Source organism: Erwinia persicina, assembly GCF_014838825.1.
Taxonomy (GTDB): Bacteria; Pseudomonadota; Gammaproteobacteria; order Enterobacterales; family Enterobacteriaceae; genus Erwinia; species Erwinia persicina_A.
In genome coordinates this window covers 70,974-85,972 of sequence record NZ_JACYMO010000007.1, presented here as the reverse complement: position 1 = coordinate 85,972, position 14,999 = coordinate 70,974, and the positions used below count along the sequence as shown (strand labels likewise).

Sequence of the window (14,999 nt, the reverse complement as noted above, 5' to 3'; positions counted from 1 at the left end):
ACGAATACTTCAGAATTACTGTCAGTGAAACAATGCTCTCCATCCGGGCAGGCGATCCCGGGTAGAATGTGCGGAAAGCGTCAGGCGATGGCGGTTCAACAGGAAGGTGAAGAGGAACGATGCATTCAAACATGCTTGATTCAATGAAAGTTTTTGTTCAGGTCGTCGAATTACGCAGCTTTACTAAAGCTGCGGACGCCCTGCAGCTTCACCGGCCTGCGGTCACCCGGGCGATCCAGCAGATTGAGGAGGACCTGGGCGTTAAGCTGCTTCATCGCACCACGCGCAGCCTGAGTCTGACGGCAGAGGGAGACGCGTTTTATCAGCGGGCCAGGCTTCTGCTGCTTGAAGTCAGCGACATCATGGCATCATTTTCTCCCACGCAGCCGTCCCGGGGGCGTTTACGTATCGATGCACCGCTTGCCCTGACGCATAGCATTCTGGTCCCTGCGCTGGCCGATTTTCAGGCCCTTTACCCGGATATAGAGATTGTGCTGACCGCCTCCGACCGCAGGGCCGACCTGGTCGCCGAGGGCATTGACTGTGCGATCCGCCTTGGCGAACTGGACGATTCCAGCTTTATCTCCCGGCGTCTGGGCAGCGTGCGGATGGCCACCTGCGCCGCGCCTGCCTATCTGGATAGATACGGAACGCCGCTGACGCCTGACGACCTGATACACCACAAGGCGGTTAATTTTTTCAGCGAACACAGTCGTGAGGTGATGGCATGGAATTTTGACGTGGACGGTGAGACAGTTGCGCGACGGCCTGGCAGCAGCATGCTGGTTAACAATTCTGACGTTCTGCTGTCCTGTGGTCTGGCGGGGTTAGGAATGCTTCATGCGTTACGCACCGCTCTGGAACCGTCTATCGCTAACGGCCGGTTGAAAGAGGTGCTGACCCCTTACGCGACCGTCACTAAGCCAGTCTCTATTGTGTACCCGGACAGGCGCTACCTTTCGCCTAAGGTCAGAGTCTTTATCGACTGGTTTGGTGCGTTGTTTGCCAGGCAGCAGGGGATCTGATGTTAACGGGATGGCGTTACCATCAGCGCAGATGAATACGGGCGTCCAGTTGATGCCATAGCGCCAGCAGAACGCCGGGAAGACAAACGCTGATAATCACTAAAAATCCCATCAGGGGGCCACCAATCAGCAGCAGTGAAAAGAGTAACGCGGCGTTCATACGGTTCCTTATGAGGGGGAGGGACACACCCTGTATGCTGTTCCAGCGGGCGAGAAGTTGTTTTGATCGCGATCACAACTTTTGCCGCTGTTTTTCAGACCCGGCTCACGCGTACGCAAAAAACCGATTAACGTTATAAAAACAGCGTTGCCGGCATCATCACGGTAATCGTTTTTTAACCTGGCCCTGGCCGGGTTTTTTTTATGCCTGAATCGGTAAGAGGACACAGCGGAGGGGGCAATATGGTAACAACATTATTGGCAGTGAGTCTGGGAGCCGCCGTCACCACGGGCACCAGTCTGGTAGGGTTTATCGGGACAACGGATTATGGCGTCCTGTTTGGTGCTTTTGCCGGTGCTGTTTTTTATGTGGCCACGGCGGCCGATATTCAGGTGATCCGTCGCGCGGCCTATTTTCTGGTGTCGTGGATTGTCGGGATCTACGGTGCAGGTCTGGTCGGCGCAAAGCTGGCGCTGGTGCTGGGCTACAGCGATAAACCGCTGGATGGTCTGGGGGCGGTGCTGCTGTCCGCCCTGGCGATAAAAACGCTGACGTTTTTCAGTCAGCAGGATCCGGCAAGCTGGCTTGCCCGCTGGAGAGGAGGACAACATGGTAACAAGTGATCCTATGGTCATCACTAACGTGGTGGTGTGCTCGGCCATTGTGTTACGGCTGATGTTTTTCTATAAAGCCGGGGCCCGACACCAGCGCTGGGCATCGTGGCTGGCCTATCTGATTATTCTGGCATATGCCTCCGTACCGTTCCGCTTTCTCTTTGACGTCTACGCCCACACGCACTGGGCGGCGGTCATTATCAACCTGATATTTTGTGCGGCAGTCTGGCGGGCAAAAGGCAATGTGGCGCAGGTTTTCGAGGTGCTGCGCCCGCGGCGCTGAGGGGCGGGGCGACAGCAGGTAAAACCCGCCGCAGAGCGGGTTATTTCAACCTGGCGTGACAGCGAAACTGCTGTGACTGACTGAGCATGACGCGGCCAGTGACATGCAATCCGGGCCGTTCATCCGCTGAAATCGTCCACGCTTTATAGCGTGGGTTATCCGAGATTACATACAGCTGTGATTTCACTTTTTGCAGCCGTTTAACAAAAATATCATCCTGATAGTTAAACAGATAGATCCCATCCCCCTCGAAAAAATCAATGCTGGTATCGACAAAAATAAGGTCGCCGGGATCGAGGGTGCCAGCCATGCTGTCACCGCGCACGTTGATCAGCCTGACGGCAGGGGCGGGCTTATTGTTAAATATCATCATCGCTTCTGAGCGGACGTATTCCACAGCATGCACCACCTGCACCACGTCCCGGGCCGGAGGATGGCGGCCAGTGCGGGTGGGTAGATCGACGGCATCAACCCGATACACCTCCTGCGTGGCGGAAGGGGGAACCCCTGGCGGCGCAGGCGTGTTATCGCTTATCTCCGTGGAAAAGAGGCCTGAAATACTCACTGACAGCGCCGCCGCGATTTTTTCCAGCATGACATCGCTGTAGCCCTGACGGCCACGCTCCAGGCGCGACAGATTCCCCACATCGCTACCGACACGCTGTGCCAGTTCCCTGAGCGTCATTTTCTGCGTTTTACGTAACTGACGGATTCGAACGCCTGGTTTCATCACATATCTCCCTGTTATGTGTTTTTGAATTGCGCATGGCGCATTCAAAGCGCGGTTACGGGGATTAATGGCGCAACACTGCAATTAAGTGTGCGTCGTAAAGCCCAATAACGGCAGAAACAGTGTGCAACTGAACGTGACCGATCGCAACCATACGGCCATCATCCCGGGTTAAACGACGGCGATAGGCCCTGGCCTTCAGCGCCGCCTGCTCAATCGAGTCAGCGCCTTTCCGAAAAAATACCCGATTTACCGGATGTGAGAGAGCTTTTCTGGAAATTACTGGCTGTATTTTATACGGGGAAAAATACGGATGGGGGAACGGTTATGCTTTTTTAACCGATAAACGCTTGAAAAGCAGACAAAGAGCAATTTAAATCCAGTGGTGGGGTTGTGATGTCGTCATCAGGCTACGTAAAATAGGACCAAAAGTTAAATCAGGAGAAGATCGTGTCTGAATCGGTATCTGGCGAACATCAATTTGAACGGCTTGAAGAAGCAAAAAATATCGCTCTCGGCTGGCGTATTGTGGGGCAGATGCCCCCCCAGACGCTGGAAGAAGCCATTCAGATGCTGCGCGACAGTTCAGCCTTTGCAGCAAAAGTACACGATTTACTGAGCGAAGAGCTGGCGGCCAGCGCCCATCGTTAGGGGCCCGTTGCCCGCCCGCCTTCATCACGGCATCGTTTCAGTGCGATGCCGGTAGCGTGACCACTCCTCCCAGCAGCGCGCCGGGTCTGTTTCACTGAAGTTTTGTGACGGGTCCAGCGCGCAGGCAATGCGGTCAGGGATGGTCACGCAGAGAACAGAATCGCGCAGCGCTTCCACTTCCTCGCGCGTCAGCCTCGTCCCTTTCTGCCGTTCGGCATGACTGAGTAAACCCATCAGTGACGGAATATAAATTGTGGCCATTGCTGTCCCGATTATTGCCTGCTTATGGTGTGGTTAATTTTTCGGCAGCGGGCGGGAAAACTTTAGGGACAGAGACAAAACGGTGGGCTATATAACGTTCAGGGGTATTCGGGGCAAAAAAAAGCCCGCTAAGAGCTTGAGTGCGGGCCAACACCAGGGAAATCGATTAATTTAAATAATAGGACGATGCGGAACAAATGCAAATAAAAACCCGTATCATTCCGCATCAACATCAATTTTTTTGGCTGACCGCACGGTATTAGCATCAAAATTCTTCGGATACCATCCACTCGTCGGCTTCATCAAACATCTCTTCGATGATGCGCAGCAGCGTGGATTTATCACTTTTGCTGGCGTCACTTTTCACGCCGTTGGCCTGCATAGGCTTCACCTTAACCAGGGCGTCAGGAAACACTTTCTGTACGCGTTTTTCCAGCTCGTTAAGGATCAGCTGTTCGGCATTCGCCAGACCGGCTACGTTGCGCTTGTCATAAATCAGTTCAACAAACATTTTTGCTCCTTGTGCATTTTTGCTGGATAAAAATACAGGTATCTTTCGCCGGGTACAAACACTATTTCCCCTGCGAGGAGAAGAAAGGCAGTAAACAGCAAAACGGAGTGGGGTACAGGGCTAAAATAGTCAACCTGTTAACAAGGAGAACGACATGAGCAACAGAATGACGGGCTGTATGTTACTGATGCTGGTGGGATTGCTGGCAGGTTGCAGTAGCGACCATATTCTGCACATGCGCGATGGCAGTACCGTGGTGGTTGAAGGTAAGCCTCACCTCGATCGCGCCACTCAGATGCTGGTATATACCGACGCCACCGGGCGCACGCAGGCGGTGAATCTGCAGGAGGTCAAAAGTATGTCCCGGGTCAAAAACTGAGGACAATGCTCACCGTTCAGGGGAGAAACGCTTTTTTTTGTGGTCACCCGACGCTAAAATTCTCCCCTGTTCCGGGAGGAATGACGCTAAGGAAACGGTGAATGACACAAAATATTTATGACGACCCGGCCTTTTTTGCCGGTTATGCCACGCTGAATCGCTCCACTCAGGGCCTGGAAGGCGCGCCTGAGTGGCCTGCGGTGCAGGCGCTCCTGCCTCCGTTAAAAATGAGTCAGGTGGTCGATTTGGGCTGTGGTTACGGCTGGTTCAGTCGTTATGCCTGCCAGCAGGGCGCTGAAGCGGTGCTGGCGCTGGATGTCTCGGAAAAAATGCTGGCAAAAGCGGTCTCGCTGGGGGATAACCCGGCGATTGACTGGCAGCGTGCGGATCTGGAAACGTTAACCCTGCCGCCGCAGCGCTACGATCTGGCGTGGAGTGCCCTCGCACTGCATTATGTGGAAGCGCTGCCAACGCTATTGCAGACGGTGTTTGCCTCCCTGAAACCTGGCGGGCAGTTCATTTTTACTGCCGAACATCCGATCTACACGGCACCCCGCAACCCGGGCTGGCTGAGTGCCGGAGAACAGCAGAAATGCTGGCCGCTCAGTGACTATCAGCGCGAAGGAAAGCGGGTGACCAACTGGTTTGCCGACGGGGTTATCAAGCAGCACCGCACGCTGGGCACCTGGATTAATCACCTTGTCGCCGCCGGGTTTACCATCGACTCGCTCAACGAGTGGGGCCCGACGCCGCAGCAGGTAGAACAACAGCCCGCGCTGGCGGAAGAACAGGAGCGACCGATGCTGTTTATTATGGCGGTCACCCGGCCCAACGCCTGATCAGTGGAGGCTGGTATGCAGCGCGGAATGGCGCAGATCCAGTACGTTATTCTCTGCCTCATCCAGCAGCGCCAGCCACTGACGCACATCCACCTCCTGCCACGCCTGGTGGCCGAGGGTGGTTCCCATCAGCACCACATCCGGGCGTAACGCCCGGTAAAACTCCAGCGTCTGCCGCAGATCGTTTTCATTACTTTCCTCTACCAGTACTGTCACCCAACGCCCGCGAGATAACGTGACAGTGTCACCAACGAACAGGTAGGTTTTGCCATAGGGTGACGCATAAAGATAACTGGTGCTGCCCGGCGTGTGGCCGGGTGTGGGGACCACATGAAAACTGCCGCAGTGAACTTCAGCCGTATGAAAGGTGGCATCGGCTTCCGCGAAATGGCTGACCTGACCTAAAGCCCGCGCATGGCAGTACAGCGCGGAATTAAACCGCTGCTGTAATGCCCGCGTCGCAGGACAGGCCTCATGACAGTGAGTCAGATAATGGCGGATGAGACCACCGCGATCGGCAATGGCCTGCTGATCTTCCGCGCTGGTTACCCGTGAAATCAGTAAATTTCCACGCAAATGCTGCAATAAAAAACCGTGCATGAGCTGCTCCGGTTCATCCTTACTGGCGGGAAACTCCGGGGTGGATACCCAGAGATCTTCATACAACTGTTTCATTATTATTGTGCTCCCCACGATCAGCGCAGCACGGGATGTCCTGATATCTGCAGTGACGCTGCGGATCCCTCCACTGTCAATTGGCCCCGGGCACCAAGGGGCAGGGTGACGGTGTCCGCACTATGGCCAAACTGCAGATCGGTGACCACCGGCAGGCCGGTTAAATCGCGTATCAGGTTCCAGACGCTGGTGAAATCGTAGCCGTTGTCATAATCCGTCGAAGTGGTTCCGCTAAAACTGCCGGTAACAATGGCACTCTGGCGGGAAAGTAGGCCGCACTGATGCAGCTGAAGCAGCATCCGTTCAATGCGGAAAGGGTGCTCATTCACATCCTCGATCACCAGAATGCCACCGTGGATATCGGGCATCCAGGGTGTACCAATCAGCGACGTTATCATCGCCAGGTTACCACCCCATACGGTGCCGGCCACCTGTACCTGCTGTGATACTGTCGTCCAGTTTACCGTTAATGTAGGGGAAGTTAGCGCGTGCCAGAAGTGCCGGACGGTAAATTCAGATAAAACCTCAGCGCCGAAGTTACCTGCCAGCATCGGGGCGCTGAAGCTGAGGACGCCACTTTGCGCCAGCAGCGCCAGCTGAATGGCGGTGAAATCGCTGTGGCCACACAGGGCAATGGGGGCATCCAGCAGGCGATCGCGCAGTGCAGAATAGTCAATGAGGGGCAACAGGCGGGAGGCACCATATCCCCCGCGCACGGCCAAAACGATATCCGGGAGCGTCTCCAGCGTAGCCAGGCCGTTAATATCGGCCAGACGCTGGCTGTCACTGCCGGCAAAACGCTGTTCACGGCGGGCAATAACGCCGCTGTTCGTCACCCGGTGGCCGTCAGCCTCCAGGCGGGCGACGCCGCGTGCTGCGGCCGCAGGATTGTGGCAGTAACCCGAGGGGGCAACCAGATGAATCGTACGTGGAATAGTTGACATAACGCTCACTTTGGTGGTTTTTTATGCGCACGCAGGGAATTATTTCGAATTCAGTGCGGTCCTATAATGTCGATGATGACGAATAGCCGTTATGAAGTCATCCGCATACCGCACAATTTAAGAGTGACGGCAATTTCCTGAAGGCAGACATGCCGTATGATAGTCATGAAGCTAAGGCTCAGAGGATAATAAAAGCGTGAGAAAAAGCGTGAAAACAGCGGCGATCATCGCAGCATTACTGCTGGCAGGCTGTGCCAGCGAACCGCACAGAAAAATTGTTCGTCAGACCGACACGCCCTTAACCCAGGCACCGCCTTCACAGGTGGCCAGCGCCTGGTCCATGATGACCGAGCAGGCCGCCCAGCGGAACGGTGTGGATCAAAAGCTGGTTGAAGCGATTATTGCCGTGGAATCGGGCGGCAATCCAACGGTTGTCAGCAGATCGAATGCCGTTGGATTGATGCAGATAAAGGCCTCAACGGCCGGGCGTGAAGTGTATCGTTCTCAGGGCCTGCGCGGCCAGCCGACGAAGTCAGAACTGCGCGATCCGGTGAAGAATATCGACATTGGTACCGCGTATCTGCGTATTCTGCAGGAGCAGCAGCTGGCGGGCATTCGCGATCCGAAAACCCTGCGCTATGCCACCATCGTTTCCTATGCCAACGGGGCCGGAGCGCTGCTTCGCACCTTCTCGCGCGATCGTGACCGGGCAATTGCGATGATTAATGCCATGACCCCGGAAGCGTTCTATCAGCACGTACAGAATAAGCATCCGGCGGCTCAGGCACCGCGCTACCTGTGGAAGGTCACCACCGCCTACCGCACCATCTGATATTTACTGGAAACGGTTGGCTTTATCGCGCGCCAGCCGTTCCAGTGAAAAGATCACCTGCTGTAACGCCCGCTCCTGTGCCGCGTTCAGCGACAGGAAGCGAAAGCTCAGGCGGGGGGTGACTATCGTTTCACTTTTACTGCCCACCACGCTGCGTTTACCGATGGTGATCAGCTGTGCATCCACTTCAAAACGGCCATAGTCGCCCATCTCCACGCGCAGTTTAGTAATGCTGTCGCCGGTTTTCAGCGTCTCCGGCAGCGCGCTGTCCGAAAGGACGCCCACGCCACCCAGAGACAAGTCCTGCAGGCGCAGCCGGCCTTCACCGGATCCGTCAGGCCAGGGAATATGACAGTAAAACACCGGATTGAGCGGGGCGGTCACGCGGAAAAACTCGCGGCGCTGGATCATCCAGAGCAGTTCCGGCAGGTCGGCAGAAAAAGCCGGCAGCCCGTCATGCTCTACCGTCCCCAACGCGTGCAGAGCAAACTCGACTTTGGCGCCACGGGTTTCTGCGGTGATGTGCAGGTTGTCAGCCTCGCTGGCCAGCTGATTGTCATAGTCATTACTGCCGAAATCGAGCACCATGTTCGCTTTGTCAGCATACAGCAGCCGGGTGATAAACTGGCCACGCGCGTGGGAGACCATCACCGGCGTCTGGTTCTCCAGAAGATCCCGCAGGACGGCCAGCACGGCCAGCGGCCCACGTTTCAGATACTGCTCTTTGTCGTCCTCTTTCACATCCAGCTCCAGTCGAATACCCCATCATGCGCGTTAGCGGCCCTGTAACGGTTATCGGCACCTGCATCGCGTCCTTTACAATTATCTTACTAAAGTTGTTAAGAAAGTTTAGATTTAAATCACAGACTTAGAAACCTCGCCTATACTTAGTGCGTTTTATTAGGTGAAGCGTTAAATCAGAAGATATTAAGGAGTCAGAAATGGGTATTCTTTCATGGATCATCTTTGGTCTTATCGCCGGTATTATTGCCAAGTGGATCATGCCGGGTAAAGATGGTGGCGGCTTCATTATCACCGTCGTGCTTGGGGTGGTGGGTGCCGTTGTCGGTGGCTGGATCAGCACCTTGTTCGGCTTCGGCAGGGTAGACGGGTTTAACTTCGGCAGCTTCGTTGTCGCGGTAGTGGGTGCCATTGTGGTGCTGTGGATCTACCGTAAAGTGCGCAGCTAAAACCGCATGTTAAAAAAGGGAGGCTCCGGCCTCCCTTTTTTGTTGCGTATAACCGGTGTTATTTCGCCGGTCTGGCGGCGCTGATATCGCCGACGTTATTACAGGTCGTCTCTTTCGGACAGTAAAGATCCATCAGTTTCAGCGTGACGCCGTTGGTCCAGCCAAAGCCATCCTGGAGCGGGTATTCACCGCCGCCACCGCCGCCAAGACCTTTCCCTTCGACCACGTATTTCTCCACCAGCTTGTGCTCTTTATCGTAGGTGGCCTGCACATTCTGCAGGAATCGCATACCAATCTCTTTGGCCAGATCCTGTTTGCCGTAGTGGTTCAGCCCTTCGACAGCGGCCCACTGCAGGGGAGCCCAGCCGTTAGGTGCATCCCACTGCTGACCGTTATTCACCGTGGTGGTCACCAGCCCTCCTTCCTTCAGCAGCTGTGCCTTCACTGCCGTGGCGGTGCGGTTAGCGTGATCGTCAGTGGCTGCCTGGAGATAGAGCGGGAACAGCGCAGCGGCCGTCAGCTGTGGACGGCCCTCGGCTTTCTGCCAGTCATAGTCGGCATACCAGCCCTGTTTGTCATCCCACAAATAGCGGTTAATCGCTTCCTGACGCTGCGCGGCGCGTGCGGTCAGGCGTTTGCTGGCGTCCTCATTCTTTGCCACCTGATAAGCATGAGCCAGGGTTTTTTCCAGATGGAACATCAGGGCATTGAGGTCAACCGGTACGATACGCGTGGTGTGGATGGTGGCCAGATCGCCCGGCTTATCGAACCAGCGTGAGCTGAAATCCCAGCCCGAGGCCGCTCCGGCACGCAGGTCACGGTACAGCCCGGCTTTGTCGCGATCCGGCGCTTTGCCTGCGGTGGCGATATCATCCATGTAGGATTCGGTACGTGGCACGTCGCGGGCATCCCAGTAACGGTTGAGCAGGGTGCCATCTTTCAGCTTAACGATCCGCTTGCTGGCCGAACCGGCGGCTAACGACGGACTGTCTGCATCGGCCATCCAGTAGTTGTACTCTTTCTCCAACTGCGGCAGATATTTGCTGTAAACGGCTTCGCCGTCGTGCTTCGCCAGCAGGTCGACCATCATACTGAAGAACGGCGGCTGAGAACGGCTGAGGTAGTAGCTGCGGTTGCCGTTAGGAATATGGCCGTATTTATCCAGCTCCGAGGCGAAGTTATCGACCATGTCCTGCACGCGGTCCCAGTGTCCGCTTTCTGCCAGACCGAGCATGGTGAAGTAGCTGTCCCAGTAATAGACTTCACGGAAGCGACCGCCCGGCACCACATAGGGTTTTGGCAGCGGCAGTAGCGAATCCCACTGATTCGCCTGGCTGGCCGACCGCGTCAGCACCGGCCACAGGCCATTAATGTGTGCCCGCAGGCTCTGCCCGGATGGGGGAACATATTTTTCGCCGGCAGCGGGCAGGGTGAAGTTTGTCTCGACAAAACGTTTCAGATTGAAATTGCGCTGCTGTTTCTGCATCTGCCAGTCGCTGAGAATGGCGGTCGGGTCCTGCTTAGGCACGGCGTCGGCAAACGTTTTCTGGTCGGGATATAGCTTCGCTGCCTGCACCGCGTGGAACAGTGGCCCCAGACGCACATCAGGCGGCGGAGGGTTGCTGCTCAGCATCCGCTGGCTCTCTTCCGCCTGCAGTGAAAAACTGGCCGTCAGGGCAGCAGTCAGTAACAGGGGGGTAAACAGGCGGGTGTTCCATTGACGTTGTTCGACTCTTCTCATTGGCCATTCTCCATGTCCAGACCGTACATGATCTGTAAGTAGTTGAGCAGATTAAAACTTTAGTCGATTTTGACGAAATGATCAGGAAGCGAAGGGATAAACTGTGAGTCAGGTAAGGATTTTAGCGCAATGGCGGGTTCAGTTAACAGGATCAGTTGAAGAGACGGGGACGGCCTGCGCCCCCGTTAAGTCCCTTCACAGGTTGACGCAAAGGTCTTCCGGCAGACCGAGCATCAGGTTCAGGTTCTGTACCGCCGCACCCGACGCACCTTTACCCAGGTTATCCAGTCTGGCGACCAGCATGCTCTGACGCTGCTGCGCATGGCTGAAGACGAACAGTTCCATATTATTAGTATTGTTCAGCGCTTCCGGCAGCAGATACGGTGATGTGTCCTCATCCATGTGATTCAGCGCGTGTACCTGAATAAAATGCTGACCGGCATAGAAGCGGGCCAGCGCCTGCTGGAAAGCCGCGCCGTCGCTGTTATTCACCGGGATAAAGACCAGCATCCCCTGGGCATAATCACCCACCGCAGGCTGGAAAATCGGCCTGCTGGTCAGTCCACCCCAGGCCTGGATCTCTTTCAGATGCTTGTGATCAAAGCCGAGGCCGTAAGCGGCAAAGCCGGTACCGGCCTGCTGGTATTTTTCGATCATCGCTTTACCGCCGCCGCTGTAGCCGGACACGGCATTAATCGCCAGCGGCTGGTCGGCCTTCAGCAGACCGCACTGCGTAAGCGGGGCCAGCAGCGCAATGGCCCCGGTGGCATAGCAACCCGGGTTGGAGACGTGGCTGGCTGCACGGATTTTTTCACGCTGACCGGCCGCCAGTTCTGGCAGGCCATAGACCCAGTCCGCATCAACACGGTGGGCGGAGCTGGCGTCCAGCACGCGCGCGCCGACGGCATCGGCCAGGGCAACCGCTTCACGCGCGGCCGCATCGGGCAGGCAAAGAATACTGACATCAGCCTGTTTCATCAGCGCCTGACGGGCGGCGGCATCTTTGCGCAGTGCCTCATCAATGTGCAGCATTTCAATCCGGGGATGGCGGGCTAACCGCTGCTGGATCTGCAACCCGGTGGTGCCCGCCTGACCGTCGATAAACACGCGATATTTCTGACTCATTACAGCCCTTTGCCTTAAATGGGTGAAAAACAGTAGGTTCAGAGTATGCGTGATGGCGGCCGTGAGGACAATAAAAAATGACTTTTTATCTGATTAATTTGCATAAAAAGTCATTTTTCGGGGTTGAGTAAAAAGATCACGCTGCCGCGATACCACGGCGAGGCCAGCAGGCGCTGCTCATCCTGCTTATTCCATTGTCCGTGCTGTACCAGCCCCAGGCGGAAGGGGATGCGCAGACCGTCCAGCGCCGGAAGATAGTCAGCATAGCGGCTGACTGTCTGGCGTCCCTGGTAGCTCTGGATCACCAGCTCATCCACCGGTAGCGCATTCAACGTAGCGACGTTGCCCGTTTTCGCCCAGTCGAGCAGCCCGGTTACCCCCAGAGAGAACTCTGGCGGCAGGACTTTTCTCAGCCGCTGCAGAAACAGGCTGTACTGATCCAGACGGTGGGTGGCTGCATCAAAGTCAATCTGCACGCCGGCCACGTGATTACCGGCCTGCTGCCAGCGCCGCGCCAGCTGAACCGTGCGCTCCAGCATGGCGTCCGGTACCGCCAGCGTTTCCATGCGCACCGTGATCCAGATCTGCGGGAAGGTTAAACGACTGACCGGCAGACCCATACGGACAAACACCGCCTGACCCTGCCGGGAGATCACCTCCCCCTGATGCAGATAGACGGTGCGCGCAGTGCGCAGCTCAGGACCCGGCCGGACGCCCGACCACAGCCAGAATGCCTGAGCATCGCGGGCGGTAATCTGCTGTGTGGCCCTGACCGGCAGCGCAGACAGGAACACCAGCGCCAGGCTTACCAGTAATACTTGAGCTTTTTGGCCCACGCGCTTCCCGGATACTGTTTTTTCAGCTGCGTGAACCAGCGCTGGCGCTGGGACTTATCGACTTCTGCGCCGCCGCAGTCGCTGTAGCCCGACGGGGCGTAGCACATCACGGCGCGATACAGCGCATAGCTTTTATCTTCTGGTTCCGTTTTGCTGTTGCCAATCACCTGCTGGTAGTAGTGCTGGCGGTCCGGCTGTCCGGGCCGTTTACCTTCCGTCACCGTCGTGTCCAGCGTGCCGTTGCCGCCGCTGTCGGCCGCGAGACTGACCGCAACACCGGTGGTGCGGAAGAATTCGCTCAGGCAGTTCAGCGCGTGGCTGTTGTCGCGCTGACCATTGAGCTGCGTCACGACCGTCTGCAGCGACGGGCAGGCATAGCCTTTTTCGGTCTTTTCCCCGCTCCAGTCGAAGGCGCTGAGCTGCACATCGTCAAACGCCCCGGTCACCACTGGCGTGGTGATATGCCCGGCCAGCGTCCGATCCTGCAGCCACTCACCGTAGCGCGCTTCGGTGAGATCCCTGACCAGCAGGGTGTGCAGGGCGATGGTGCGTTCTTCATCGTTGGGGCCGTTGCTGGCCTGCTGGCGCAGCAGGGCGGGGGTAGCCCGGGTCTTCAGCACCAGCGAACGGTATCGCAGGTTCGTTACCTGACTGTCCGGGGCGAAGATTTTTGCTGTTTCATCGCCAGACACCAGCGCGGCGGCCAGCCGTCCCTGCAGGAACTGTTGCTGTTCTGCATCCTGACTCAGGGTTAACAGATGTGACCAGTGGTCACGGGCAGCCGGCCACTGCTGGCGGGCCATCAGTGCATCGCCGTACAGGACCTGTTCGCTGAACGTCAGGATATCGTGCGCGGGCAGGGCGTCTGCGGGTTTAATCGCGGCGATCACGGCGGGGTAGTCACCCTGACGGAATGCCTGCATCCGGGTCAGATAGTGCCACAGCGGCAGCCGGTCGGCCTGGTCGAATATCGGCTTAATGCTCTCAAGATAAGCCGCATCGACGCAGGGCTGGCGTGACGGGCAGTCGTGACTGCGCATCAGACGCAGCGTCTGAGTAAAGGTCAGCAGCGGAGCGCCGGTGGCGCTGGTGAATATCGCATCGCCGCTTTGATCTTTGCTTTGCAGCTTCAGATCGTTTTCAGCGATCAGTGCGATAACGTCATCCGTGTGTGTCGCCTGCGTCAGGGAGTGTTCATATTGTTTTGCCAGCGAGTCCCAGTCTTCCAGATACCAGTTAATACGGCGCATCATCCCCTCTGCCGAGGCCACATACTGTCCTTTTGGCCAGGCCGTCAGATAGGCACGGGCCGCTGTCATCGCGCTGGCTGCAGCCTCTCTGTCGATTTTTTTAACATCGAAATCGCCATATTCACCGTTGGCGTTCTGACTGCTCTGATTCAACGCCGTGCGCATCAGCATATAGCTGGCGGTTTCCGCTACCCAGGGCTGTGTGGATTTTTCCAGTGAGGTGAATGCCTGTCCGGCTGCCGGGTAGTCACCCTGATAGAAGAAGCTGGCGGCCAGCAGGTAGTCACGGAAGGCCTGAGCCGCAGACCCTTCAGAACCGGGCAGCGCTGCTGTCTGCTGGCGGTATCCGGCACTGTCGGACAGGGACATCCGCGCGGTGGCCAGCGCCTTACGCTGTTCTGCGTCCAGCGTGGTATCGGCCAGCAGCGCAGCGAAAAACTGGGAAACGGTGCTCAGCGTGTAAGAGACAAAACGATTTTCCTCTTCGCCTGGCGCCATCGGCGTGACCTTAAGAATGTTGTCGTTAAGACCCAGCGCGGCAATCTGCGTTAGCAGCGTTTCTGACAGGGGATCCCCGGCGACCACCGGGCTGCTGGCGGCAGGCGTCACCTCGTCATGGTAGCCGAAATAGAATGAACGGCTGCGGGTTATGTCCTGCGGCACGGGCAGTGCCAGCAGAGAGGGCGGCATCTTTTCACTCACCAGGCGCAACAGATTGTCACGGGTGTCATTGGTCACGTCCAGCACCGGCGGGCTGACGATAAAACAGTCGCTGCTGCCCCACTGGCAGCTCTGAATATCCGAAGACGCGAACGCCTGAACGCTGACGGTCAGTGACGCCAGGACGGTGAGGGCAATCCTTGATTTACGCATAATCCTTTCCGGTAGGTAATGGAGCGTTGATGAGCCCGCGAATAGTAAGCCGAAAGCAGATCACGCTTCAATGGCTTTGC

General features: G+C 56.7%; 19 protein-coding genes. 8 read left to right on the top strand and 11 right to left on the bottom strand.

Features of this window, described 5'->3' with window-relative positions; genetic code table 11:
- The first annotated feature begins 119 nt into the window (after positions 1-119).
- Positions 120-1,025, top strand: a complete 906-nt coding sequence (locus IFU29_RS16615; protein ID WP_191934895.1) for a LysR family transcriptional regulator — start codon at positions 120-122, stop codon at positions 1,023-1,025.
- A gap of 22 nt (positions 1,026-1,047) precedes the next feature.
- Here IFU29_RS16615 and IFU29_RS16610 read toward each other — a convergent pair whose 3' ends face one another.
- A complete protein-coding gene (locus IFU29_RS16610) occupies positions 1,048-1,185 on the bottom strand; it encodes a hypothetical protein (RefSeq protein ID WP_191934894.1) in 138 nt (45 codons plus the stop codon).
- Positions 1,186-1,427: 242 nt separating this feature from the next.
- Here IFU29_RS16610 and IFU29_RS16605 point away from each other — a divergent pair, with 242 nt between their 5' ends.
- Positions 1,428-1,808 (top strand): putative holin, encoded by a 381-nt coding sequence (locus tag IFU29_RS16605; protein WP_191934893.1) that lies wholly within the window; start codon positions 1,428-1,430, stop codon positions 1,806-1,808.
- Positions 1,795-2,082: a phage holin family protein gene (locus IFU29_RS16600; protein ID WP_191934892.1), complete on the top strand. Its 288-nt coding sequence runs from the start codon at positions 1,795-1,797 to the stop codon at positions 2,080-2,082. The genes IFU29_RS16605 and IFU29_RS16600 overlap by 14 nt, the downstream gene beginning before the upstream one ends.
- A gap of 40 nt (positions 2,083-2,122) precedes the next feature.
- Here the strand turns inward: IFU29_RS16600 and IFU29_RS16595 are convergent, their stop codons facing one another.
- Complete coding sequence (locus tag IFU29_RS16595; RefSeq protein WP_191934891.1) at positions 2,123-2,812, bottom strand: XRE family transcriptional regulator; 690 nt, start codon at positions 2,810-2,812, stop codon at positions 2,123-2,125.
- Positions 2,813-3,262: 450 nt separating this feature from the next.
- On the opposite strand from IFU29_RS16595, the gene IFU29_RS16590 reads away from it, so the two are divergent.
- On the top strand, positions 3,263-3,463 hold the full coding sequence (locus IFU29_RS16590; protein WP_191934890.1) for a hypothetical protein: 201 nt from the start codon (positions 3,263-3,265) through the stop codon (positions 3,461-3,463).
- A 24-nt stretch (positions 3,464-3,487) separates the two neighbouring features.
- Here the strand turns inward: IFU29_RS16590 and IFU29_RS16585 are convergent, their stop codons facing one another.
- Together IFU29_RS16585 and IFU29_RS16580 are read right to left on the bottom strand one after the other, a co-directional pair.
- Entirely contained in the window at positions 3,488-3,724 is a 237-nt protein-coding gene (locus IFU29_RS16585) for a hypothetical protein (RefSeq protein WP_191934889.1), read from the bottom strand.
- A 265-nt stretch (positions 3,725-3,989) separates the two neighbouring features.
- Positions 3,990-4,235, bottom strand: coding sequence for a DinI-like family protein (locus tag IFU29_RS16580; RefSeq protein ID WP_191934888.1), 246 nt, complete (start codon positions 4,233-4,235; stop codon positions 3,990-3,992).
- A 154-nt stretch (positions 4,236-4,389) separates the two neighbouring features.
- Here IFU29_RS16580 and IFU29_RS16575 point away from each other — a divergent pair, with 154 nt between their 5' ends.
- Together IFU29_RS16575 and IFU29_RS16570 are read left to right on the top strand one after the other, a co-directional pair.
- Positions 4,390-4,614, top strand: coding sequence for a YgdI/YgdR family lipoprotein (locus IFU29_RS16575; protein ID WP_244633729.1), 225 nt, complete (start codon positions 4,390-4,392; stop codon positions 4,612-4,614).
- Between the two features lie 101 nt (positions 4,615-4,715).
- On the top strand, positions 4,716-5,453 hold the full coding sequence (locus IFU29_RS16570; protein WP_191934887.1) for a class I SAM-dependent methyltransferase: 738 nt from the start codon (positions 4,716-4,718) through the stop codon (positions 5,451-5,453).
- Here IFU29_RS16570 and IFU29_RS16565 read toward each other — a convergent pair whose 3' ends face one another.
- Together IFU29_RS16565 and ldcA are read right to left on the bottom strand one after the other, a co-directional pair.
- Complete coding sequence (locus tag IFU29_RS16565; protein ID WP_191934886.1) at positions 5,454-6,128, bottom strand: MBL fold metallo-hydrolase; 675 nt, start codon at positions 6,126-6,128, stop codon at positions 5,454-5,456.
- 20 nt (positions 6,129-6,148) lie between these two features.
- Entirely contained in the window at positions 6,149-7,072 is a 924-nt protein-coding gene (gene ldcA, locus IFU29_RS16560) for a muramoyltetrapeptide carboxypeptidase (RefSeq protein ID WP_191934885.1), read from the bottom strand.
- Positions 7,073-7,268: 196 nt separating this feature from the next.
- Here ldcA and emtA point away from each other — a divergent pair, with 196 nt between their 5' ends.
- Positions 7,269-7,904: a membrane-bound lytic murein transglycosylase EmtA gene (gene emtA / locus IFU29_RS16555; protein WP_191934884.1), complete on the top strand. Its 636-nt coding sequence runs from the start codon at positions 7,269-7,271 to the stop codon at positions 7,902-7,904.
- Positions 7,905-7,907: 3 nt separating this feature from the next.
- On the opposite strand, the gene IFU29_RS16550 is transcribed toward emtA, so the two are convergent.
- Positions 7,908-8,645 (bottom strand): flagellar brake protein, encoded by a 738-nt coding sequence (locus IFU29_RS16550; protein WP_191934883.1) that lies wholly within the window; start codon positions 8,643-8,645, stop codon positions 7,908-7,910.
- Between the two features lie 200 nt (positions 8,646-8,845).
- On the opposite strand from IFU29_RS16550, the gene IFU29_RS16545 reads away from it, so the two are divergent.
- Complete coding sequence (locus IFU29_RS16545) at positions 8,846-9,094, top strand: GlsB/YeaQ/YmgE family stress response membrane protein (protein WP_049851133.1); 249 nt, start codon at positions 8,846-8,848, stop codon at positions 9,092-9,094.
- Positions 9,095-9,152: 58 nt separating this feature from the next.
- On the opposite strand, the gene treA is transcribed toward IFU29_RS16545, so the two are convergent.
- From treA to IFU29_RS16525, 4 genes are all read right to left on the bottom strand, one after another.
- Complete coding sequence (gene treA, locus IFU29_RS16540; protein ID WP_191934882.1) at positions 9,153-10,835, bottom strand: alpha,alpha-trehalase TreA; 1,683 nt, start codon at positions 10,833-10,835, stop codon at positions 9,153-9,155.
- 195 nt (positions 10,836-11,030) lie between these two features.
- Positions 11,031-11,960, bottom strand: coding sequence for an N-acetyl-gamma-glutamyl-phosphate reductase (gene argC, locus IFU29_RS16535; RefSeq protein ID WP_191934881.1), 930 nt, complete (start codon positions 11,958-11,960; stop codon positions 11,031-11,033).
- A gap of 110 nt (positions 11,961-12,070) precedes the next feature.
- A complete protein-coding gene (locus IFU29_RS16530; protein WP_191934880.1) occupies positions 12,071-12,796 on the bottom strand; it encodes a DUF3142 domain-containing protein in 726 nt (241 codons plus the stop codon).
- Positions 12,766-14,919: a hypothetical protein gene (locus IFU29_RS16525; RefSeq protein ID WP_194710772.1), complete on the bottom strand. Its 2,154-nt coding sequence runs from the start codon at positions 14,917-14,919 to the stop codon at positions 12,766-12,768. The genes IFU29_RS16530 and IFU29_RS16525 overlap by 31 nt, the downstream gene beginning before the upstream one ends.
- Positions 14,920-14,999: the final 80 nt, after the last annotated feature.